Consider the following 17,890-nt stretch of genomic DNA (forward strand, 5'->3'; position numbering starts at 1 on the left):
TTTCGGAGCACTGCACCCCTTATTACCAATCAATAGCCTCAAACTAATATAAAGACCCCAATCAGGCGCCCGCTGATCAGATTTACACTAATGCGGACAATAATGAATGCGCGCTTGGCTCTGATGCGCAGATTAATTGAATCTTCTTGAATGGCGAACTTCCAATAGAAATCGTTGCAATAGCATTAATCTCCATTCACGCTAGTGCACGACTTCGCTATCAAAATTTACGCTCGCTAATAACTTTTGCAGATATTCAACAAATCGCGCACGCCCTATCAGGAAACCTCAAATAAGAAAATATCTGCCTCCGAAATTTTTTTGAATCTATTTCGCCCCCATGAAGCACGTTAAATGCGGTTTCATATATGATATCCTTAAATACAGGCCAGCTCTGTGGGTTTTTAAGCATCGCTTGGCAATACTTCAAATTGATGAGAGGCTCGTATTTAACATAGAAAAGTTTATTGTAGGTATTGCTTTGCTTTGTACGCTCCAATGCCATATAACCGACGACCATCGTTTTTCTTATGCTCTTCAAAACTTTCCGAGATTTATTATTATATTCTATAAACCTAGTTAAGCTGTCCATGTACGCTAAATACTTAGACTCTCTGTTAGGGTTTTTAATGTACGGGCGGGTATGAGTTATATTGGCCCATTGCTCGATCAAAAATTTATGGCTGCGCCGGATGAGAGTGTCAAAATCAAGAGAAGCGTCGATACCCAAGATCTTGTTTACCACGGATACTTTTCTATCTATCCGGACGGGTCGGATCTCGAGATACTGCGTGATCACATCGACCAGGTACTCTTCAATCTTGACTAAAACTTCATCGGACTTCATCTCCTCCTGTACTTCCCACTGAGGCAGAAGGTCCTCGTGGCGTATCGACATGCCGCCAGCTATGTATTTCTTTCCCAGTTTGCGATTTTGATATGCACCACCGTAGAACAGATTTCGACAATGGAACAGCCCTATGCGGTTTTTACCTTTTACCGGGGCGATATGGCAAAGTTCTACATCACCTTTTGGCCTATCTTTGAGAAGGTCCATAGTTTCTGTAAACGACGCTAAAGTATGACCTTGGAGAATTTGTACCGTTTTTGCTCGCTTGCATTGAGCGACCAGATAGCGGACCTCAGGGTTTAGTCTTAAGTTTGCTCTCCGCTTCTCCAAGCGCGTCTTAAGACCTTTTTCTTTACGATGATAGTTTTTTCTACAACGTTTACTGCAGAACTTCTGATTGGTTTTCGGCTTAGAGTTGATATCCATACGTATATTGCAGTGCATACAGTGCTTAGTCATGACTACCATTCTTGATTGTGTAGTCATTATTTACAGTTTTATTACAAGGCGTCCCCATATCCGTACTAGCTTCAGCTGAAGCTAGTTGTGAAGCCTCACAATCATCGTGTGCTGTATATTAACCCACGGGCGCTGTATGCCTGTACAAACATCAATTAACGCAGGGTTGCGTTTGTGAACGAATGCGGCGAGCGAGGTGTAAATCATGCAATATCGGATCGCTTAGTAGTGTATTACCTTCTGTAAGCGGTGCTAGGAGCAGCATGGCTGTATGCCACTCCTAGCGAATTACTAGTCAGCCCTCATTCAGTGTGTCTTCATCAGGTTCAATATCCGGGAGCTCCTCACCAAATCTCCCATCTATTGCATCACTAAATAGCATTAGAGCACTTTTGAGACTGGTCGCAGCGCTAGCTTGAGCGCTACGCGCTTCGAAAATCTGCGCTACGAGTTCTCTTTGGACCTCAATATCAGTGGGGAATAGAATCTCTAATGCTTCAAAATCCTCTTTTTGCGTTCTACGTCGATTGCTGTGCCCTGTTGTGATAGCCCGGAATGCACGTTGGTAGTAACGGCTTCGCAGTAAGCACCAGAGAAAACCTGAATCAAGTCTTTCGTCAACGACCCGGTAAATTGGAAACTCTTTAGTAACGAGCGCCCCATCGAAATCATGTGGAACAACTGATATACAACCTTTCCAGAGATCGATAGAGGAGAATACGACGTCTCCCCTCCTAGCCGCATACCATGTGGAAGAGCTGTCAGCGAAATACATACCCAACCATTCAGGAGGATTTCTACCTTTTCCTGCTTCTCTAGCACGAATTTCACCAGTTTGGGCAATGGTCATAACTTTCACCATTACGTCTGGTAGATCTTCAGGTCGAGTTAAATCTTCACGACGGGACATAACATTACGGATTAAAGTCCTGGTCCAACCTGGAGGTGTAACAGACTGCTCCTCACGTTTAAAAAGATGATATTTTGGATCAAGCCGATGGCTTGAATGTGCATTCCACATATCTGCGGCATATATAGCCATGCAATCTGGGTTTGTGCCTCCTCTGTAGGCCTCCTGATCGCCAGAGAATGTTCTGTATTCACCTAAAATTGTGTCCGCCTGATTTTCGTCTAAGAGACCACCAGCAGCACCTTTGTACAAATCGTTTTTTTCAGTAGGGGCACCTGTAGTGCTGTAGCCTACATAATTAGCCTCGGCTAGAAACGTCTTGTAATTTAATTTTAGAAGCCCTGCGTGAATAGATGCATCTACTGAAAGGCCGGACGACTCAGCCGCACTGAACTCTCTTGTAAAGCGAGACAATTCTTGTGCGGAGAACTTTCTGAAAAATAGGATGGAGGTCTTATTTTGAGCGCCAGATCTCCGGAATGCGTAATCCGGCAAGGATACGATTGCTTCGATTTTACCCGTTTGCGCCAGGAGCCTTCGGACTGCCGGACAGTTCGAGATTTCGCCAGCATTGTTGAACATGCCATCAGGTAAAACCAGCCCAAGTCGTCCATTAGGTTCGAGTAAATCGATGCAACGCTCTAAAATTACTTGCTCAGATTGGACTCTATCGCGGCCCGTCGCTAGCACGAATGCTTCCAGATGGTTCTCGCCAAGAAGATCCTCATCCCCTTCTTTAACCTCATCACCAAATGGCGGATTCCCAACAATGTGAGTGAATCTTCCTCGTGGCGGATTCAATCTTGGCCGAGAATACACAGCATCTAGACAGCTCTTGTCTCCTTCAATGTTTGTATGCCCGTCATGATGAAGTAGCAGGTTGATTTTACAGATTCTTGCTAATACATCGTGTATTTCTATTCCGTAAACATGACTTAAGGCAAAGTCGTTTCGAAGGCGTTCGCGACGAGCTGCTGGGTAGTTACGGTCAATAGAGTGCCAAACTTGCAGTAAAACTTCTAACAGAAATCCGCCACTACCTGCCGTTGGATCCAGTACGTAGTCACCCTGCTTGATATCTAGCATCGCAACGGTGAAACGGGCGATCTGCCGCATTGTGAAGTACTGTCCGAGCTCCCCTCTGAAAACAGATCCAAAAAAGTTTTCGAATGCAGCACCAATGTTGTCAACATCTGTGTCCACAAAAGAAATGGCCTGCAAAGCACGCACGACTTCGGCTATCTTTTTATCTGGTAGCATAATTCTATCGCTATCATCAAAAATCGCAGCGTCTTGTTCCTTTGCTGCTTCGAATAACCCATGGACTCTATTTGCCACGGCAGCGCTTGTTTCGCCGGTGCCGACTTGAAACTTACGTATCGCTCCGACTTGGGTCCATCGCTCGTCTTGGACCTTAGCAAAAAGAAGTTTGCTCCACTCATCGAACGCACGGAGCGGATCCCGCTTTCCCCCAGACCAAATACGGGAATGGGCAAACCGAATCTTCGCTTCAATTACGGCTTTTCGCTCAGGTGCGATGTCACCAGGAGCGCCAACTACATGAGCATATTGGGGTTGAACGCCATATTGAGATACTAAACGTTCCCTTGGGCCGAGTTGGTTAACACTCCTTTCCATCGAGTCAAAACTTGCGACGTCAAATAAAATAGACTCGTCACCACTGTCAAACATGCCCCACGGCGCTCTAAGGGAGTTAGCGTTCCCAAATAGCTGTTCAATTCCGTCCCTGCGTTCTGTCTGGCTGAGACGGGCACGTTTAGTTTCAACTACTAAGTAGGGAGCTCTACAGGTGTCATCAGAGTAAACGACAATATCTGCTAGGTCGCTCGGAGTTCGTCGAGGTACGGTTACTTCGGTTTTTATACGATTTGGTGGGTAGTCTTTTTCTAGTACTAGAAAAGCCACCATATGAGCACGAATCCACTCTTCTGGATCAGAGAAGCTTTCTGATCGTTTGTTACCCAGCAAGTAGGTAACACGATTATTCTTTATCTCTATAAACCCACGATTTATTGCTTCTTGAATTAATGAGTCCGCTTCAGCCTCAGCTTGTGAGGCGTAAAATGTTGTAGATTGCCGGAAATTCAATTTTGCTGCCTTTTAGGGTGGCGTACTCTCAAATTATATTTAGGCCTTAGCAGCTGTACAAACCTTTTTTGGTGTAAGTATTGCTTTGATGGACTCTTGTGCACAAATAGGGCCCTTAGGGCTCCAATACCCAGAACAATCCGCGCTTTTGCACCTTGGCGCTCTTCTGCCTATCACCATCATCAGGCTTGATTCCCCACCGATCACGGGCACTGACGTATAGGGAGAATGGCCGTTGCAGCTGGTATGGTGAAATCAACGGTGGTTGCCAGGAATAGGTCAGTACTGGATGAAATATCAGGCGTGGCCAGGGAGTGGGGGCTGAGCGGTTGGTTTCGCTCCGTACGTGTGCGGAAGCGGTTTCAAAAGTTATCCAGTAGGTCAGATTGCAGCATTCATTAAAAAGCCCGGCGAGAAATCCTCGCCGGGCTTTTTAATGAATGCTGCCACCCTGCTGTCACAGGAAGCTGGTGACCAGCTCTTACTAGACGAAAAGCCTTGAGTTTGTTGGGTGCACCACGCGAGATTCGAACCACGACTCCTGCCGACTGGGGCTGACCATAGTGAAATTTATTGATTTGAAATTATCGCTTGCACCCGCCATGCACCCATGAGCTTTTTGCTTTTTGCGCGAGAACTGCTGTAAGCCTTGAAAAATATGGTGTCCCAGGGCAGGTTCGAACTGCCAACCTTCCCCTTAGGAGGGGGATGCTCTATCCAATTGAGCTACTGAGACACAAGTCGCGGGCGAAAAATCGCGGTGCGATGGACGGCGAGCATGTTAACGGGCAGGCCTGCGTTTGTCATGTCGTCCTTGGGCTTTTTAAGTGTAGGCAGGCGCCCCTGGGCAGCGCGGGATTTGTTCACCGTGCAAATTGCATCACCGCAAAAAGCCATCATTGCAAATTGCAATGAAGGGGTTTCTTGTGATTATCCTAATTTACTGTTTTTAAAGGATTTAATAGGCGTTAGACTCTTGGCACGTCGGCTGCTTCAGCTGTTCTCAAAGAACAACGGAGGCCAGCCTCATGAACAGTGCCCTTTTACTCTCGAACGCAATCGCTCTGGCGGTCCTGCTGGGTTTTCATTTTGCCCCCGAGAGCGGCGCGGAGCCGGTCGCCCAGCGCATGCCGCATTACCTCCAGGTACAAAGAGCGCCGCAACTGGCAGTGTTGAGCGATCGACACGGCTTTGCCGGCCAGGAAGTCAGCCAGGACAACATTCCGCTGCCGACTCCGTCTTCGGAACGCCTGGTATTTTGAACAATTCCTTCAGGAGCACAGCATGTCCAAATCAGCTGCAGGATTTTTCGTCCTTGCCCTACTGAGCGGCATTCTTCACTTGTCGCTGGTCGAGGACGAGATGGTCACCCTGCCATTGATTGCATGCGGTGTGTTCAGCGCCTTTTTCGTGCTGGCGTTGATTGCCGGTCGAAAATTCAAGTTTGACCCGGTGTTGCGCTGACTCGCAGCAGACTCAACAAATGGGCGACCGTAATGGCGAGGTCGCCCGAGTTGTCGAGACGGTGAATCCTGGTCTCACCGACAGAGTCATCCACCAGGAATAACTGATTTCTGCGTAATCTCGCCTCTATCTCTGCAAGGCTTTCCCGACCGCGTCGCAGCAAACGCTCGCGCAGCACGTCTTCTTCGACCGTCAACAGAATCGGCAGCAGCGTTGGATAGCGATCCAGCGCCTGGGCCAGGTGGCCGCGAGAGCCGTTGACCAGAACGTCGTATCCCTCCTTGAGCCATTGATCGATCGAAACCGGAATTCCATAATCCAGACCGTTGGCTTTCCAGCACAGCGCGAAGTCGCCTTCTGCCTTGCGGCGCGCGAATTCCTCCCGGGTCACCCCGATGGCGTCCTCTCCCACGGATTCGGCTGACCGGGTAATGACCCGGCGCACCACTTCACAGCGTTGCGCCTGCAATGGCTTGCGAGCCGCCTCGATGAGACTGTCCTTGCCGGACCCGGAGGGCCCCATCAAGTAAATCAGCCTGCCATCCATCCTGAAATAAGCCCCCATGTCGTAGTTGCCACTAGTAAATCGGCCATTTGCCACTATCCTGTACAAGGTAAGGAATCGTGATAAACCCGCAGAGCATGATGCACCTTCAGGAGTCCTCGGACATCACTTGTCGGGCAGCATGACGCGGCCAGCAATGCGGACCACGGCAGATTTTTCAGACCAGTCCGCATTTCTGATAATTGGTGCTGGCATAACGCCGTCATCCAGTTCAATATTTGTCACAGAATTGACGCCAATGAACTGGCTAATTTGAGGCATGATGCGAGCCTCTATCAATTCAGGTTGAACATTTGGCCAGAGTCCTTGTCCTATCTGACATCGCGCGGCCAATCCCGAGAACCGCTCCCCTGAACTAACCGGTTAAATATATGCGCCCATTGAAACAGGCAATTTATTCCAGCCGTACGGCTGACAAGTTCGTCGTACGTCTGCCAGACGGAATGCGTGAACGCATTGCCGAGGTGGCTCGCAATCATCATCGCAGCATGAACTCCGAGATCATTGCGCGCCTTGAGCAGAGTCTTATTCAGGAAGGCGCACTGGGCGAAGAGTTGAGCATGCGTCTCGACAGCCCGGAGCTGTCACTGCACGAACGTGAACTGCTGCAACGCTTCCGCCAGCTGTCCCATCGTCAGCAAAACGCCCTGGTTTCGCTGATCGCCCACGACGCCGAAATGGCCGCAGACGCATCCTGATTCATCCGAAAGCTCGAGCCAGCATTATCGCTGGCTTTTTTTTGCCTGAAATTCGGGCATAAAAAAACCCGCCACCCAATGCAATCGAGTGGCGGGTTTGTTTTGACTGGGGATCAGAGCAGGAAGATGGTCGCCAGGCCAAGGAAGATGAAGAAGCCACCACTGTCCGTCATGGCCGTGATCATCACGCTGGCCCCCATCGCCGGATCGCGCCCCATCTTCGCCAGGGTCATGGGGATCAACACCCCCATCAACGCTGCCAGCAACAGGTTAAGCGTCATGGCGGCGGTCATCACCACCCCCAGCGACCAACTGCCATACAACAGGTAGGCAACGACACCGATCACACCGCCCCACACAAGACCGTTAATCAGGCCGACGGCCAATTCCTTGCGCATCAGGCGCGACGTGTTACCGGTGCTCACCTGGTCCAGGGCCATGGCCCGAACGATCATGGTGATGGTCTGGTTACCCGAGTTGCCGCCAATACCCGCCACGATCGGCATCAAGGCCGCCAGCGCCACCAGCTTCTCGATCGAGCCTTCGAACAATCCGATCACGCGGGAGGCAATGAATGCAGTGATCAGGTTGATTGCCAGCCAGGCCCAGCGGTTGCGCAGGGATTTCCACACCGAGGCGAAAATGTCTTCTTCTTCGCGCAGACCCGCCATGTTGAGAACTTCGTTTTCGCTCTCTTCACGAATCAGGTCGACCATTTCATCGATGGTCAGACGGCCGATCAGCTTGCCGTTCTTGTCGACCACCGGGGCCGAGATCAAGTCGTAACGTTCGAACGCCTGGGCGGCATCGTAGGCGTCTTCGTCCGGGTGAAAACTTACCGGATCGCTGGCCATGACTTCCGACACTTGTTTGTCAGGGTCGTTGACCAGCAGACGTTTGATCGGCAACACGCCCTTGAGCACACCGTCGTAATCGACCACGAACAGTTTGTCGGTGTGGCCCGGCAGCTCCTTGAGACGACGCAGGTAGCGCAAAACCACTTCGAGACTGACATCCTCACGGATCGTCACCATCTCGAAGTCCATCAGCGCACCGACCTGCTCCTCGTCGTAGGACAACGCGGAGCGGACGCGCTCACGCTGCTGGCCATCGAGGGTTTCCATCAGCTCGTGGACGACGTCTCGCGGCAGCTCGGAGGCCAGGTCAGCGAGTTCGTCGGCATCCATGTCCTTGGCCGCAGCCAGGAGCTCGTGATCGTCCATGTCGGCGATCAGGGTTTCACGAACCGAGTCGGATACTTCAAGCAGGATGTCGCCGTCGCGATCGGCCTTGACCAATTGCCAGAGCGTCAGACGATCGTCCAGCGGCAAGGCTTCGAGGATGTAGGCAACGTCGGCGGAGTGCAGGTCATCGAGCTTGCGTTGCAGCTCGACGAGGTTCTGCCGGTGAACCAGGTTCTCGACCCGGTCATTGTGCGGGCCTTCCTGGCGGTGAGTCAGGTCTTCAATCACCCGCTGCCGCTGCAACAGCTCAACGACTTGAGCGAGGCGGTCCTGCAGGCTTTCTTGCGTTTTCTTTACTTCAACTTCGGACATAGGCGAACTCCACTCCCAGCAGCGGGGCACGCCGGAAGGATCAATCAGTCAATTCATGATTGGAAAAACGGTTTACTGAATTTCTACTGGGTAAGTCCATGGAGGTATTCCACAAGCCCCGGCGGGGCTGACGGGCGCAATGATACACCGCCCGACGTTTTTAAACGTTAAAAAATCTCGGCTGAAACAAGCGCTTGCGAGACAAACCTGAGCGCCGTCCTGATCCATGAAAATGCGACGACTCATTCTGAAAAGAAAACACACCGGCACAGGAAAATGCACCGGCTACCCTTGAGTCAGACCGTCATGGAGGACGTTTGATGCTATTGAATGCACATTGTTTTTTGCTGATCGCCCTGCTCTGCCTGCCCCTCGACGCATGGGCCACGACCGTTCACCGCTGCGAGTCAGCCAATGGCCGCATTACCTTCACCACCTTGAGCTGTGAGACCGGAGACAGCCTTTCGCTACAGGAGGTGCGCACCTTCACACCCGGCACCACGATCGCGCTCATGCCTGAGGCAGACCTACGCGAAACATCCAGTATGAAAAACACAAGGAAAGCGCCGACAGTCGTCGGCCAGAGCGAGGACAAGTGCGGCAACCTGATCAACGCCAGGGAACGCCGCGAAGCAATCATCAATCAGCGAGTGGTCGCAGGAATGAGCCAGGAGGATGTAGAAAGCGCGCTCGGCAAGCCCGACAAGATCACGGTTCGGAATTCGTCATCGAGCTATCGCTACGACCTCAAACACGGTCGTAGCGCACTGGTCGATTTTGATGAGAAAGGATGCACGAAGGGATAAGCCAAATCCCAGACGGCAAAAAGCCCGCGTAAAACGCGGGCTTTTTGGTGTTTGGTGCACTCGACAGGATTCGAACCTGTGACCGCTCGGTTCGTAGCCGAGTACTCTATCCAGCTGAGCTACGAGTGCAATTTGTGTTTTTAGACCAGATCACAACTGGTTGAAGCAGAGTAGCTCACATTACTGCAAACAACTCTTAAATGGTGCACTCGACAGGATTCGAACCTGTGACCGCTCGGTTCGTAGCCGAGTACTCTATCCAGCTGAGCTACGAGTGCATTTGTTGCCGCGCATTATAGGCCGTCGAATCTTTTTGTAAAGCGCTTTTTTCTAGTAATTTCAACAACTTACCGAAGAAGCCAGATTACAACGTACTACGCAAATAATGGCGGAGAACGGGGGATTCGAACCCCCGACACCCTTTTGAGGTGTACTCCCTTAGCAGGGGAGCGCCTTCGGCCACTCGGCCAGCTCTCCGCAACACGGGGCGTATATTAACCAGCTTCTTCCCCGTTTGCAAACATAAAAAACGATAAAAATTAATGGCTTGGTTCTTCGTCCTTCTCTTTCTTTATACGCAGGTAAATTTCCTCACGGTGGACCGCAACCTCTTTCGGGGCGTTGACACCGATACGCACTTGATTTCCTTTGACGCCGAGCACGGTCACGGTGATTTCGCCATCACCAATAATCAGGCTTTCTGCGCACCGACGAGTCAGAATCAGCATACCTTTCTCCTCACGCATTTCATTTCAGGGACAACAGTCTGCAAAAAAAAGGCACTCGACCTACAACCTGAACGGTCGTAGCCCTACATGCCTGAGTATTGACTAGCGCGGGCAAAAGAACAGCTTCGGGCCACACCATTCAAAAAAACAAAAGGGCGCGGTCAGACCGCGCCCTTCGGTTAACGCATCACTCGCCCTGTCGGGCCGGTGCGTCGAGTTCGAAAGCCGTGTGCAGAGCGCGCACAGCCAGTTCCAGGTACTTCTCTTCGATCACCACGGAAACCTTGATTTCCGAGGTCGAGATCATCTGGATGTTGATGCTTTCTTTCGCCAGTGATTCGAACATGCGGCTGGCCACGCCTGCGTGGGAGCGCATGCCGACACCGACGATCGAGACCTTGGCGATCTTGATGTCGCCAACGACTTCACGGGCACCGATCTCGCGAGCGGTGTTTTCCAGCACGGTCTGTGCGGCCTGGAAGTCATTGCGGTGCACGGTGAAGGTGAAGTCGGTGGTGTTATCGTGCGCAACGTTCTGCACGATCATGTCGACTTCGATGTTCGCGGCGCTGATCGGGCCGAGAATCTTAAATGCAACGCCCGGGGTGTCTGGCACGCCACGGATGGTCAGCTTGGCTTCATCGCGGTTGAAAGCGATGCCGGAAATGATCGGCTGTTCCATGGTTTCCTCTTCATCAATAGTAATGAGGGTGCCCGGACCCTCCTTGAAGCTGTGCAGTACGCGCAGCGGAACGTTGTACTTGCCGGCGAACTCGACCGCACGGATCTGCAACACCTTGGAACCGAGGCTGGCCATTTCCAGCATCTCTTCGAAGGTGATCTTGTCCAGGCGCTGAGCCACGGACACCACACGCGGGTCGGTGGTGTAGACGCCGTCGACATCGGTGTAGATCTGGCATTCGTCAGCCTTCAAGGCTGCCGCCAGCGCCACGCCGGTGGTGTCGGAACCGCCACGACCGAGGGTGGTGATGTTGCCGTGCTCGTCGACGCCCTGGAAACCGGCGACAACCACCACGCGACCTGCTTTCAGATCACCGCGAATCTTCTGGTCATCAATCTGCAAGATACGCGCTTTATTGTGTGCGCTGTCCGTCAGGATCCGCACCTGGTTGCCGGTGTAGGACACCGCTGGCACGCCGCGCTTGATCAGCGCCATGGCCAACAGTGCAATCGTCACCTGCTCACCGGTGGAAACGATCACGTCCAGCTCACGTGGAACCGGCTGGCCGTCGCCACTGATTTGCTTGGCCAGATCGATCAGACGGTTGGTTTCGCCGCTCATTGCAGACAGCACAACCACCAGGTCATCGCCGGCATCGCGGAATTTCTTAACCTTGTCGGCGACCTGCTCGATTCTCTCGACAGTGCCGACCGAGGTGCCTCCAAATTTCTGTACGATCAAAGCCATTTCAAAGCCGCCTCTGCCCATGAAGGGCGCCCAAATAATCACTCAAACAGCGTTCCGGCCCGCCACTAGACTGCGGGCCGGACACACTGCCTTATAAACCCTGCTCTACAAATGGAACAGTCAGAGCCAATGCCGCATCCAGTGCGCCAGCGTCAGTACCACCGCCCTGCGCCATGTCTGGACGACCACCGCCCTTCCCGCCCACTGCCGCAGCGGCTTGCTTCATCAAATCACCGGCTTTGAGTTGGCCAGTCAGGTCTTTGGTCACGCCTGCAACCAGAACGACCTTATCCTCATGGACACTGCCGAGCAGGATCACTGCGCGGCCGAGTTTGTTTTTCAGTTGATCGACCAGCGCCAGCAGCGCTTTGCCGTCCTGACCGTCCAGACGCACGGCCAGCACTTTCACGCCTTTGACGTCCAGAGCGGAAGCCGACAGATCGTCGCCCGCCGCACTGGCCGCCTTGGCCTGCAACTGCTCGAGTTGCTTCTCCAGCAGACGGTTGCGCTCCAGCACAGCCGACAGCTTGTCGATCAGGTTGTCGCGGCTGCCCTTGACCAGGCTGGCCGCTTCCTTGAGTTGTTCTTCCGCTGCGTTCAAGTAGGCCAGTGCCGCGGCACCGGTGACTGCCTCGATACGACGCACACCCGAAGCCACACCGCCTTCGCTGATGATTTTCAGCAGACCGATGTCGCCGGTACGGTTAGCGTGGATGCCGCCGCACAGCTCGACGGAGAAATCGCCGCCCATGCTCAGCACGCGCACGTTGTCGCCGTACTTCTCGCCAAACAGCGCCATGGCGCCTTTTTGCTTGGCGGTTTCGATGTCGGTTTCTTCGGTTTCAACGGCGGTGTTCTTGCGAATCTCGGCGTTGACGATGTCTTCCAGCGCTTTCAGCTGTTCAGGCTTGATGGCTTCGAAGTGGCTGAAGTCGAAGCGCAGGCGCTGACTGTCGACCAACGAACCTTTCTGCTGAACGTGATCGCCCAGCACCTGGCGCAATGCAGCGTGCAGCAAGTGGGTGGCCGAGTGGTTCAGCGAGGTCGCGTGACGCACGTCGGCTTCGACGTGAGTCTCGACCGGCGAACCAATGGTCAGACTGCCCAAGGCCTGCACGCCGTGATGCAGGAACGCGCCACCGGTCTTGGTGGTGTCGCGCACGTCGAAACGGCCGTTATTCGATTGCAGGTAACCGCAATCGCCAATCTGACCCCCGGATTCAGCGTAGAACGGGGTCTGATCGAGAACGATCACGCCCTCTTCGCCTTCACTCAAGACGTCGACCGACTTGCCATCTTTATAGATAGCGACAATTTTCGCCGAACCACTGGTGGCGTTGTAGCCGGTGAATTCGGTGGCCACGTCAACCTTGACCAGGGTGTTGTAGTCCAGGCCGAACGAACTGGCGGAACGGGCACGGACGCGCTGGGCTTCCATTTCGCGTTCGAAGCCGGCTTCGTCGACGGTCAGGTTGCGCTCGCGGGCGATGTCCGCGGTCAGGTCCATCGGGAAACCGTAGGTGTCGTAGAGTTTGAACACCACGTCGCCCGGCACCACGGTGCCTTTGAGCTCCAGCAGATCCTGCTCGAGAATCTTCAGGCCGTGCTCCAGGGTCTTGGAGAACTGCTCTTCTTCAGCCTTGAGCACGCGCTCGATGTTGGCTTGCTGCTTCTGCAGTTCCGGGAAGGCTTCGCCCATCTCGGCCACCAGCGCGGCAACGATCTTGTAGAAGAAGCTGCCGGTCGCGCCCAGCTTGTTGCCGTGACGGCACGCACGACGGATGATCCGGCGCAGGACGTAACCGCGACCTTCGTTGGACGGGATCACGCCGTCGGCGATCAGGAAACCGCACGAACGAATGTGGTCGGAAACCACCTTCAACGAAGACTGGTCGCCATTTTCGCAGCCGATTGCTTCAGCCGAAGCTTTCAGCAGGTTCTTGAACAGGTCGATGTCATAGTTGGAATTGACGTGTTGCATCACCGCACTGATCCGCTCCAGGCCCATGCCGGTATCCACCGACGGCGCTGGCAACGGATGCAACACGCCATCGGCGGTGCGGTTGAACTGCATGAATACGTTGTTCCAGATCTCGATGTAACGGTCACCGTCTTCTTCTGGCGAACCCGGTGGGCCGCCCCAGATGTGGTCGCCGTGATCGTAGAAAATCTCGGTGCAAGGACCGCACGGGCCGGTATCGCCCATGGTCCAGAAGTTGTCGGACGCGTATGGCGCGCCTTTGTTGTCGCCGATGCGGATCATGCGCTCGACCGGTACACCGATCTCTTTGGTCCAGATGTCATACGCTTCGTCGTCGGAGGCGTAGACGGTGACCCAGAGTTTTTCCTTCGGCAGTTTCAGAACGCCGGTCAGGAAGGTCCAGGCGAAGGTGATCGCGTCGTGCTTGAAATAGTCACCGAAGCTGAAGTTACCCAGCATTTCGAAGAAAGTGTGGTGACGAGCGGTATAACCGACGTTTTCCAGGTCGCTGTTCTTGCCACCGGCACGCACGCATTTCTGGCTGCTGGTCGCACGGGTGTACGCACGTTTTTCCTGGCCCAGGAAGCAGTCCTTGAACTGGTTCATCCCCGCGTTAGTGAACAGCAGGGTTGGGTCGTTGCCCGGAATCAAAGAGCTGGAGGCTACACGGGTGTGGCCTTGTTCTTCGAAGAAGCGAAGGAAGGCTTCACGGATTTCTGCGCTTTTCATTAGGTTCTTCCACGGAGGCTGCGGCCAAAGGCCTGTGCGAAACGTCAACAGACGAAGCGACGGCAAAGGGCCGCATTATATCGGCCCTGCGCGCGGGGTACAGCGTGTTTATACGATAGAAACGGTCAATTGGACGGCTAACGCTGTCAGTTGCGCGAAAACTCGACGAATGTCGCGATGACTTGCTCGATTTGCGCGCGGCTGACGTCCATGTGCGTGACCATTCTAAGACGACCGGCGGCACTGAGCTTGATGCCACGCTCAGCGGCAAACGCCTTGATCGCTTCAGCCTTGTCGCCGATCTGCACGTAGACCATGTTGGTCTGTACCGGCTCGACCTCATACCCGGCGTCTCGCAGTCCGTCAGCCAGGAACTGCGCGTTGGCATGGTCGTCGGCCAGACGCTCGACGTTGTGATCCAGCGCATACAGCCCCGCCGCCGCGAGCAGGCCGGCCTGGCGCATGCCGCCACCGACCATCTTGCGCAGGCGCCGCGCCTTGCCGATCAGCTCGACCGAGCCACACAACACCGAACCAATCGGCGCGCCCAGACCTTTGGACAGGCAGACCGACACCGAATCGAAATGCTGGGTGATCTCCCGCGCATCGACGCCCAGTTTGACCGCTGCGTTATACAGGCGAGCGCCGTCAAGGTGCAGTTGCAAGCCGTGTTCCCGCGTGAAGCGCCGAGCCCGGGCCAGATACTCCAGCGGCAGGACTTTGCCCTGCATAGTGTTTTCCAGTGCCAGCAAGCGGGTGCGGGCGAAATGGAAGTCGTCCGGTTTGATCGCCGACGCCACCTGAGACAGGTCCAGCGAGCCATCGGCCTGCACTTCCAGCGGTTGCGGCTGGATCGAACCGAGCACCGCCGCACCGCCGCCTTCGTATTTGTACGTGTGGGCCTGCTGGCCAACGATGTATTCGTCACCGCGCTCACAGTGCGCCATCAACCCCAGCAGATTGCTCATGGTGCCGGTCGGCACGAACAACGCCGCCGCGAAACCCAAGCGTTTCGCCAATTCCGCTTCCAGACGGTTGACCGTCGGGTCTTCGCCGTAGACGTCGTCACCGGTGGCCGCGTTGGCCATCGCGTCGAGCATCCCGGGGGTCGGTTGGGTGACGGTGTCGCTGCGAAGATCGATAACGCTCATGAATCTGGCCTCGGTAAGCAGGGGAAATCCCTTTCAGGAAGGAATTACTGCGGTCATGACGATGAATAATCAACCCTAGGCCGAGGAAAAGGCTCGATTATCCAGTCAAAAAATCGATGGCAATCATCTGAAAGCATGAATGCACCTGCGGGAAATATGTGTTAAAAACGCTGCGCCGCCAGACAATCTGTCGGCAAAACGTTCTCAGGGCGGGGTGCAACTCCCCACCGGCGGTAATTGCGCGCAATGCGCATAGCCCGCGAGCGCTTGGCGACAGCACGGCTTCGGCGGTGACTGGCGACAAGGTCAGCAGACCCGGTGTGATCCCGGGGCCGACGGTCATAGTCCGGATGAAGAGAGAACGGGATTGGCGCCAAAGGGCCGTCCGCAGGCATTCGTGCGAGCGTGCGTACCCTTAAATCCCATTCGATTCATATGCCCTGTTTTATACATAAACAGGAGTCAGAACATGCAACCCACCGCAATCGACAGCAAAAGCAAAAACCATCAGGGCGAGCGCGTTGCGTTCATCCAGGCCTGCTGGCACAAGGAAATCGTCGACCAGAGCCGTAAGGGCTTCGTCGCAGAAATGATTGCCCAGGGTTATCAGGAATCCGACATCGATTTCTTCGAAGTCGGCGGCGCCTTTGAAATGCCATTGCACGCCAAGTTGCTGGCCAAGACCGGCCGTTATGCCGGTATTGTCGCGGCAGCCCTGGTGGTGGACGGCGGGATCTACCGTCACGAATTCGTCGCCCAGTCGGTGGTCAGTGGCCTGATGCAGGTTCAGCTGGAAACCGAAGTGCCGGTGTTCTCGGTGTCCCTGACCCCGCACCACTTCCACTCCGGTGAAGAGCACCAGAAGTTCTTCTTCGAGCATTTCGTGCACAAGGGCCAGGAAGCGGCGAAGACCTGCGCGGATACGCTGCAAAAGATTCGGGCGTTGCGTCGCAGCGAGCCGCGTGCGGTAGCGGTCTAAGACAGGTATTGGCTTCAATCAAACCCAACTGTAGGAGCGAGCTTGCTCGCGATGGTCGTTAACGATAACGCGGGAAGCCTGGCTCCCCGCGGCGTTCTCGGGTTCATCGCGAGCAGGCTCGCTCCTACAGGGTGGATTTGTGTCGCGGTCAGGCCAGGTTTTCGTCGGTGGCCGGGACGATCAGGATGCCGGCGCGCAGGCCGTTCTTGACCTTGGGGTTCGGGAAGATGATCCGGGCGCCCTCTTCCTCGATGATCCAGCGGGTCTGGGCGATGTCTTCGGCCAGCAGATAACCCACTTCCAGTTCCGAAAAATTCTCGATGTCCGCTGGCAGGTTCAAGCGGAAGCTGTCGCTGTGCTTGATGATTTCCCGTGCCACGCTGAACAGCTGCAAACCGTCCAGCGACGCTTCTTCCAGCTCAGGCTCGTTGCCTTCGATGATCTGCTTCAGACGGGTTTCCAGCAGGCCGACGTTGACCCCGTCGTTCTGTCCGAACGGCCGCGCCTTGCCCAACTCGAGCGTGAAAGACTCGGCCCCCAGCTTGTCGTAGGTGTAGGAACTGAACACGATCGACGGCTTGTTCTGCAGCAGCACCGCTTCCATGCCGGCAGCCCGCAGGCGCGCCAGTTCCAGACGTGAATGCTGGCGATCTTCCTTCCACGGGTACAACGCGAACTGCTCGATCTTCGAGCCACGAATGGCAGTGTGCAGGTCGTAATGCAGGCGCCCGCGATCAGGCAGGCTGAAGAAACTGGCAGCCAGCCGCTCCAGCTCGCAGGCGCGCAGGGCTTCGGAGCCACTGGTTTGTTCGTGACGGCCGTTGAACAGCCGATTGACGTCCTGCTCGACGAAACGCTCGCCCTTGCGAATCGCTTCCGGGTTGCCGAACAGGAACAGAATACGCGCGCGCGGCTTCAAGTCGCCGCGGGCGATGTCGTGCAACAGGCGATCGAGCAACTCGATCGGCGCTGTTTCGTTGCCGTGGATCCCTGCTGAAAGCAGCAGGTCCAGGCCATTGTCGCGGGCTTCAGGTGGCCGGACTTCCAGCGCACCTTCGCTCAACCAGCGCATCCGCACGCCTTCGACAGTCAGTTGAGTCTTCTCCGCCGGTTCACGGCCGGCGAGGGTCAGTTCAAGCAGTTTGCCGAGGGCGAGCATAGAGCGGATTCCTTAGTGGTCGTGGTTGCAATCCGGGCCGTGCACGTGGTCTTCGTCACCGACTTCAGCCGGTTCCATTTCCAGTTGCAGACTTACCAGATTAGTCGCCAATGGGCGCAGCAGCAGGTTGGCGTATTCAGCGTCACCTTCTTCGACGTCCACGCCGATCAGCAGTTGGCCGCGGCCGTCATGCTGAATCCACAGCTCTTTGCCTTGCCAAATGACCGCGACGCGGGTGCAGGAAGTTTCCAGTTGCGTGCCGTCGGTGTCTTCAAGGATCAGCTGCAGGGTATCGCTCATGTGTTTTACGCTCTCGA

16 protein-coding genes, 4 tRNA genes and 1 riboswitch are annotated in these 17,890 nt (G+C 54.6%); of the genes, 5 read left to right on the forward strand and 15 right to left on the reverse strand.

Going from position 1 to position 17,890, the window contains the following annotated elements; genetic code table 11:
- Positions 1-256 precede the first annotated feature (256 nt).
- The 3 genes from ACF6ZU_RS05305 to ACF6ZU_RS05315 all read right to left on the reverse strand — a co-directional run bounded on the left by ACF6ZU_RS05305 (position 257) and on the right by ACF6ZU_RS05315 (position 5,064).
- Positions 257-1,309 carry a hypothetical protein gene (locus tag ACF6ZU_RS05305; RefSeq protein WP_392890840.1) on the reverse strand — a complete coding sequence of 351 codons (1,053 nt, stop codon included), beginning with the start codon at positions 1,307-1,309 and terminating at the stop codon, positions 257-259.
- Positions 1,310-1,604: 295 nt separating this feature from the next.
- A complete protein-coding gene (locus ACF6ZU_RS05310; protein ID WP_392890841.1) occupies positions 1,605-4,328 on the reverse strand; it encodes an N-6 DNA methylase in 2,724 nt (907 codons plus the stop codon).
- Positions 4,329-4,987: 659 nt separating this feature from the next.
- Positions 4,988-5,064: transfer RNA gene (locus tag ACF6ZU_RS05315), tRNA-Arg, on the reverse strand.
- Positions 5,065-5,356: 292 nt separating this feature from the next.
- On the opposite strand from ACF6ZU_RS05315, the gene ACF6ZU_RS05320 reads away from it, so the two are divergent.
- A complete protein-coding gene (locus ACF6ZU_RS05320) occupies positions 5,357-5,590 on the forward strand; it encodes a hypothetical protein (protein ID WP_392890842.1) in 234 nt (77 codons plus the stop codon).
- A gap of 22 nt (positions 5,591-5,612) precedes the next feature.
- Positions 5,613-5,792 carry a PA3371 family protein gene (locus ACF6ZU_RS05325; protein WP_392890843.1) on the forward strand — a complete coding sequence of 60 codons (180 nt, stop codon included), beginning with the start codon at positions 5,613-5,615 and terminating at the stop codon, positions 5,790-5,792.
- Here ACF6ZU_RS05325 and phnN read toward each other — a convergent pair.
- On the reverse strand, positions 5,767-6,339 hold the full coding sequence (gene phnN, locus ACF6ZU_RS05330; RefSeq protein ID WP_392893706.1) for a phosphonate metabolism protein/1,5-bisphosphokinase (PRPP-forming) PhnN: 573 nt from the start codon (positions 6,337-6,339) through the stop codon (positions 5,767-5,769). The genes ACF6ZU_RS05325 and phnN overlap by 26 nt on opposite strands.
- Before the next feature lie 123 nt (positions 6,340-6,462).
- The gene (locus ACF6ZU_RS05335) at positions 6,463-6,618 is read right to left on the reverse strand and encodes a hypothetical protein (protein WP_392890844.1); all 156 of its coding nucleotides are present in this window, start codon (positions 6,616-6,618) and stop codon (positions 6,463-6,465) included.
- Positions 6,619-6,728: 110 nt separating this feature from the next.
- Here ACF6ZU_RS05335 and ACF6ZU_RS05340 point away from each other — a divergent pair, with 110 nt between their 5' ends.
- Positions 6,729-7,055, forward strand: a complete 327-nt coding sequence (locus tag ACF6ZU_RS05340) for an Arc family DNA-binding protein (protein WP_003178899.1) — start codon at positions 6,729-6,731, stop codon at positions 7,053-7,055.
- Between the two features lie 113 nt (positions 7,056-7,168).
- Here ACF6ZU_RS05340 and mgtE read toward each other — a convergent pair whose 3' ends face one another.
- Complete coding sequence (gene mgtE / locus ACF6ZU_RS05345) at positions 7,169-8,611, reverse strand: magnesium transporter (RefSeq protein ID WP_392890845.1); 1,443 nt, start codon at positions 8,609-8,611, stop codon at positions 7,169-7,171.
- Positions 8,612-8,931: 320 nt separating this feature from the next.
- Between mgtE and ACF6ZU_RS05350 the strand changes: the two genes are divergently transcribed.
- Complete coding sequence (locus ACF6ZU_RS05350) at positions 8,932-9,417, forward strand: cell envelope protein SmpA (RefSeq protein WP_392890846.1); 486 nt, start codon at positions 8,932-8,934, stop codon at positions 9,415-9,417.
- A 52-nt stretch (positions 9,418-9,469) separates the two neighbouring features.
- Here the strand turns inward: ACF6ZU_RS05350 and ACF6ZU_RS05355 are convergent.
- The 7 genes from ACF6ZU_RS05355 to ltaE all read right to left on the reverse strand — a co-directional run bounded on the left by ACF6ZU_RS05355 (position 9,470) and on the right by ltaE (position 15,435).
- Positions 9,470-9,546, reverse strand: a tRNA-Arg gene (locus ACF6ZU_RS05355).
- Positions 9,547-9,618: 72 nt separating this feature from the next.
- A tRNA-Arg gene (locus ACF6ZU_RS05360) sits at positions 9,619-9,695 on the reverse strand.
- A 108-nt stretch (positions 9,696-9,803) separates the two neighbouring features.
- Positions 9,804-9,894: transfer RNA gene (locus tag ACF6ZU_RS05365), tRNA-Ser, on the reverse strand.
- A 62-nt stretch (positions 9,895-9,956) separates the two neighbouring features.
- The gene (csrA, locus tag ACF6ZU_RS05370; RefSeq protein ID WP_002554426.1) at positions 9,957-10,145 is read right to left on the reverse strand and encodes a carbon storage regulator CsrA; all 189 of its coding nucleotides are present in this window, start codon (positions 10,143-10,145) and stop codon (positions 9,957-9,959) included.
- Between the two features lie 187 nt (positions 10,146-10,332).
- Entirely contained in the window at positions 10,333-11,574 is a 1,242-nt protein-coding gene (locus ACF6ZU_RS05375; RefSeq protein WP_031319071.1) for an aspartate kinase, read from the reverse strand.
- A gap of 91 nt (positions 11,575-11,665) precedes the next feature.
- A complete protein-coding gene (gene alaS / locus ACF6ZU_RS05380) occupies positions 11,666-14,284 on the reverse strand; it encodes an alanine--tRNA ligase (RefSeq protein ID WP_392890847.1) in 2,619 nt (872 codons plus the stop codon).
- A gap of 146 nt (positions 14,285-14,430) precedes the next feature.
- On the reverse strand, positions 14,431-15,435 hold the full coding sequence (gene ltaE / locus ACF6ZU_RS05385) for a low-specificity L-threonine aldolase (RefSeq protein ID WP_392890848.1): 1,005 nt from the start codon (positions 15,433-15,435) through the stop codon (positions 14,431-14,433).
- A gap of 196 nt (positions 15,436-15,631) precedes the next feature.
- Positions 15,632-15,802, forward strand: a riboswitch (FMN riboswitch).
- Positions 15,803-15,904: 102 nt separating this feature from the next.
- Between ltaE and ACF6ZU_RS05390 the strand changes: the two genes are divergently transcribed.
- Positions 15,905-16,414 carry a 6,7-dimethyl-8-ribityllumazine synthase gene (locus ACF6ZU_RS05390; RefSeq protein ID WP_392890849.1) on the forward strand — a complete coding sequence of 170 codons (510 nt, stop codon included), beginning with the start codon at positions 15,905-15,907 and terminating at the stop codon, positions 16,412-16,414.
- A gap of 148 nt (positions 16,415-16,562) precedes the next feature.
- On the opposite strand, the gene astE is transcribed toward ACF6ZU_RS05390, so the two are convergent.
- Positions 16,563-17,573, reverse strand: a complete 1,011-nt coding sequence (gene astE, locus ACF6ZU_RS05395; protein ID WP_392890850.1) for a succinylglutamate desuccinylase — start codon at positions 17,571-17,573, stop codon at positions 16,563-16,565.
- A 12-nt stretch (positions 17,574-17,585) separates the two neighbouring features.
- Positions 17,586-17,873: a topoisomerase II gene (locus ACF6ZU_RS05400; RefSeq protein ID WP_095171555.1), complete on the reverse strand. Its 288-nt coding sequence runs from the start codon at positions 17,871-17,873 to the stop codon at positions 17,586-17,588.
- Positions 17,874-17,890: the final 17 nt, after the last annotated feature.

Source organism: Pseudomonas migulae, assembly GCF_043225285.1.
Classification (GTDB): Bacteria; Pseudomonadota; Gammaproteobacteria; order Pseudomonadales; family Pseudomonadaceae; genus Aquipseudomonas; species Aquipseudomonas migulae_C.

Bases quoted from the DNA above. Each gene is read 5' to 3' on its own strand.
- ACF6ZU_RS05305 (WP_392890840.1), bottom strand. From the start codon at position 1,309: ATGACTAAGCACTGTATGCACTGCAATATACGTATGGATATCAACTCT.
- ACF6ZU_RS05320 (WP_392890842.1), top strand. From the start codon at position 5,357: ATGAACAGTGCCCTTTTACTCTCGAACGCAATCGCTCTGGCGGTCCTG.
- ACF6ZU_RS05325 (WP_392890843.1), top strand. From the start codon at position 5,613: ATGTCCAAATCAGCTGCAGGATTTTTCGTCCTTGCCCTACTGAGCGGC.
- phnN (WP_392893706.1), bottom strand. From the start codon at position 6,339: ATGGATGGCAGGCTGATTTACTTGATGGGGCCCTCCGGGTCCGGCAAG.
- ACF6ZU_RS05335 (WP_392890844.1), bottom strand. From the start codon at position 6,618: ATGCCTCAAATTAGCCAGTTCATTGGCGTCAATTCTGTGACAAATATT.
- ACF6ZU_RS05340 (WP_003178899.1), top strand. From the start codon at position 6,729: ATGCGCCCATTGAAACAGGCAATTTATTCCAGCCGTACGGCTGACAAG.
- mgtE (WP_392890845.1), bottom strand. From the start codon at position 8,611: ATGTCCGAAGTTGAAGTAAAGAAAACGCAAGAAAGCCTGCAGGACCGC.
- ACF6ZU_RS05350 (WP_392890846.1), top strand. From the start codon at position 8,932: ATGCTATTGAATGCACATTGTTTTTTGCTGATCGCCCTGCTCTGCCTG.
- csrA (WP_002554426.1), bottom strand. From the start codon at position 10,145: ATGCTGATTCTGACTCGTCGGTGCGCAGAAAGCCTGATTATTGGTGAT.
- ACF6ZU_RS05375 (WP_031319071.1), bottom strand. From the start codon at position 11,574: ATGGCTTTGATCGTACAGAAATTTGGAGGCACCTCGGTCGGCACTGTC.
- alaS (WP_392890847.1), bottom strand. From the start codon at position 14,284: ATGAAAAGCGCAGAAATCCGTGAAGCCTTCCTTCGCTTCTTCGAAGAA.
- ltaE (WP_392890848.1), bottom strand. From the start codon at position 15,435: ATGAGCGTTATCGATCTTCGCAGCGACACCGTCACCCAACCGACCCCC.
- ACF6ZU_RS05390 (WP_392890849.1), top strand. From the start codon at position 15,905: ATGCAACCCACCGCAATCGACAGCAAAAGCAAAAACCATCAGGGCGAG.
- astE (WP_392890850.1), bottom strand. From the start codon at position 17,573: ATGCTCGCCCTCGGCAAACTGCTTGAACTGACCCTCGCCGGCCGTGAA.
- ACF6ZU_RS05400 (WP_095171555.1), bottom strand. From the start codon at position 17,873: ATGAGCGATACCCTGCAGCTGATCCTTGAAGACACCGACGGCACGCAA.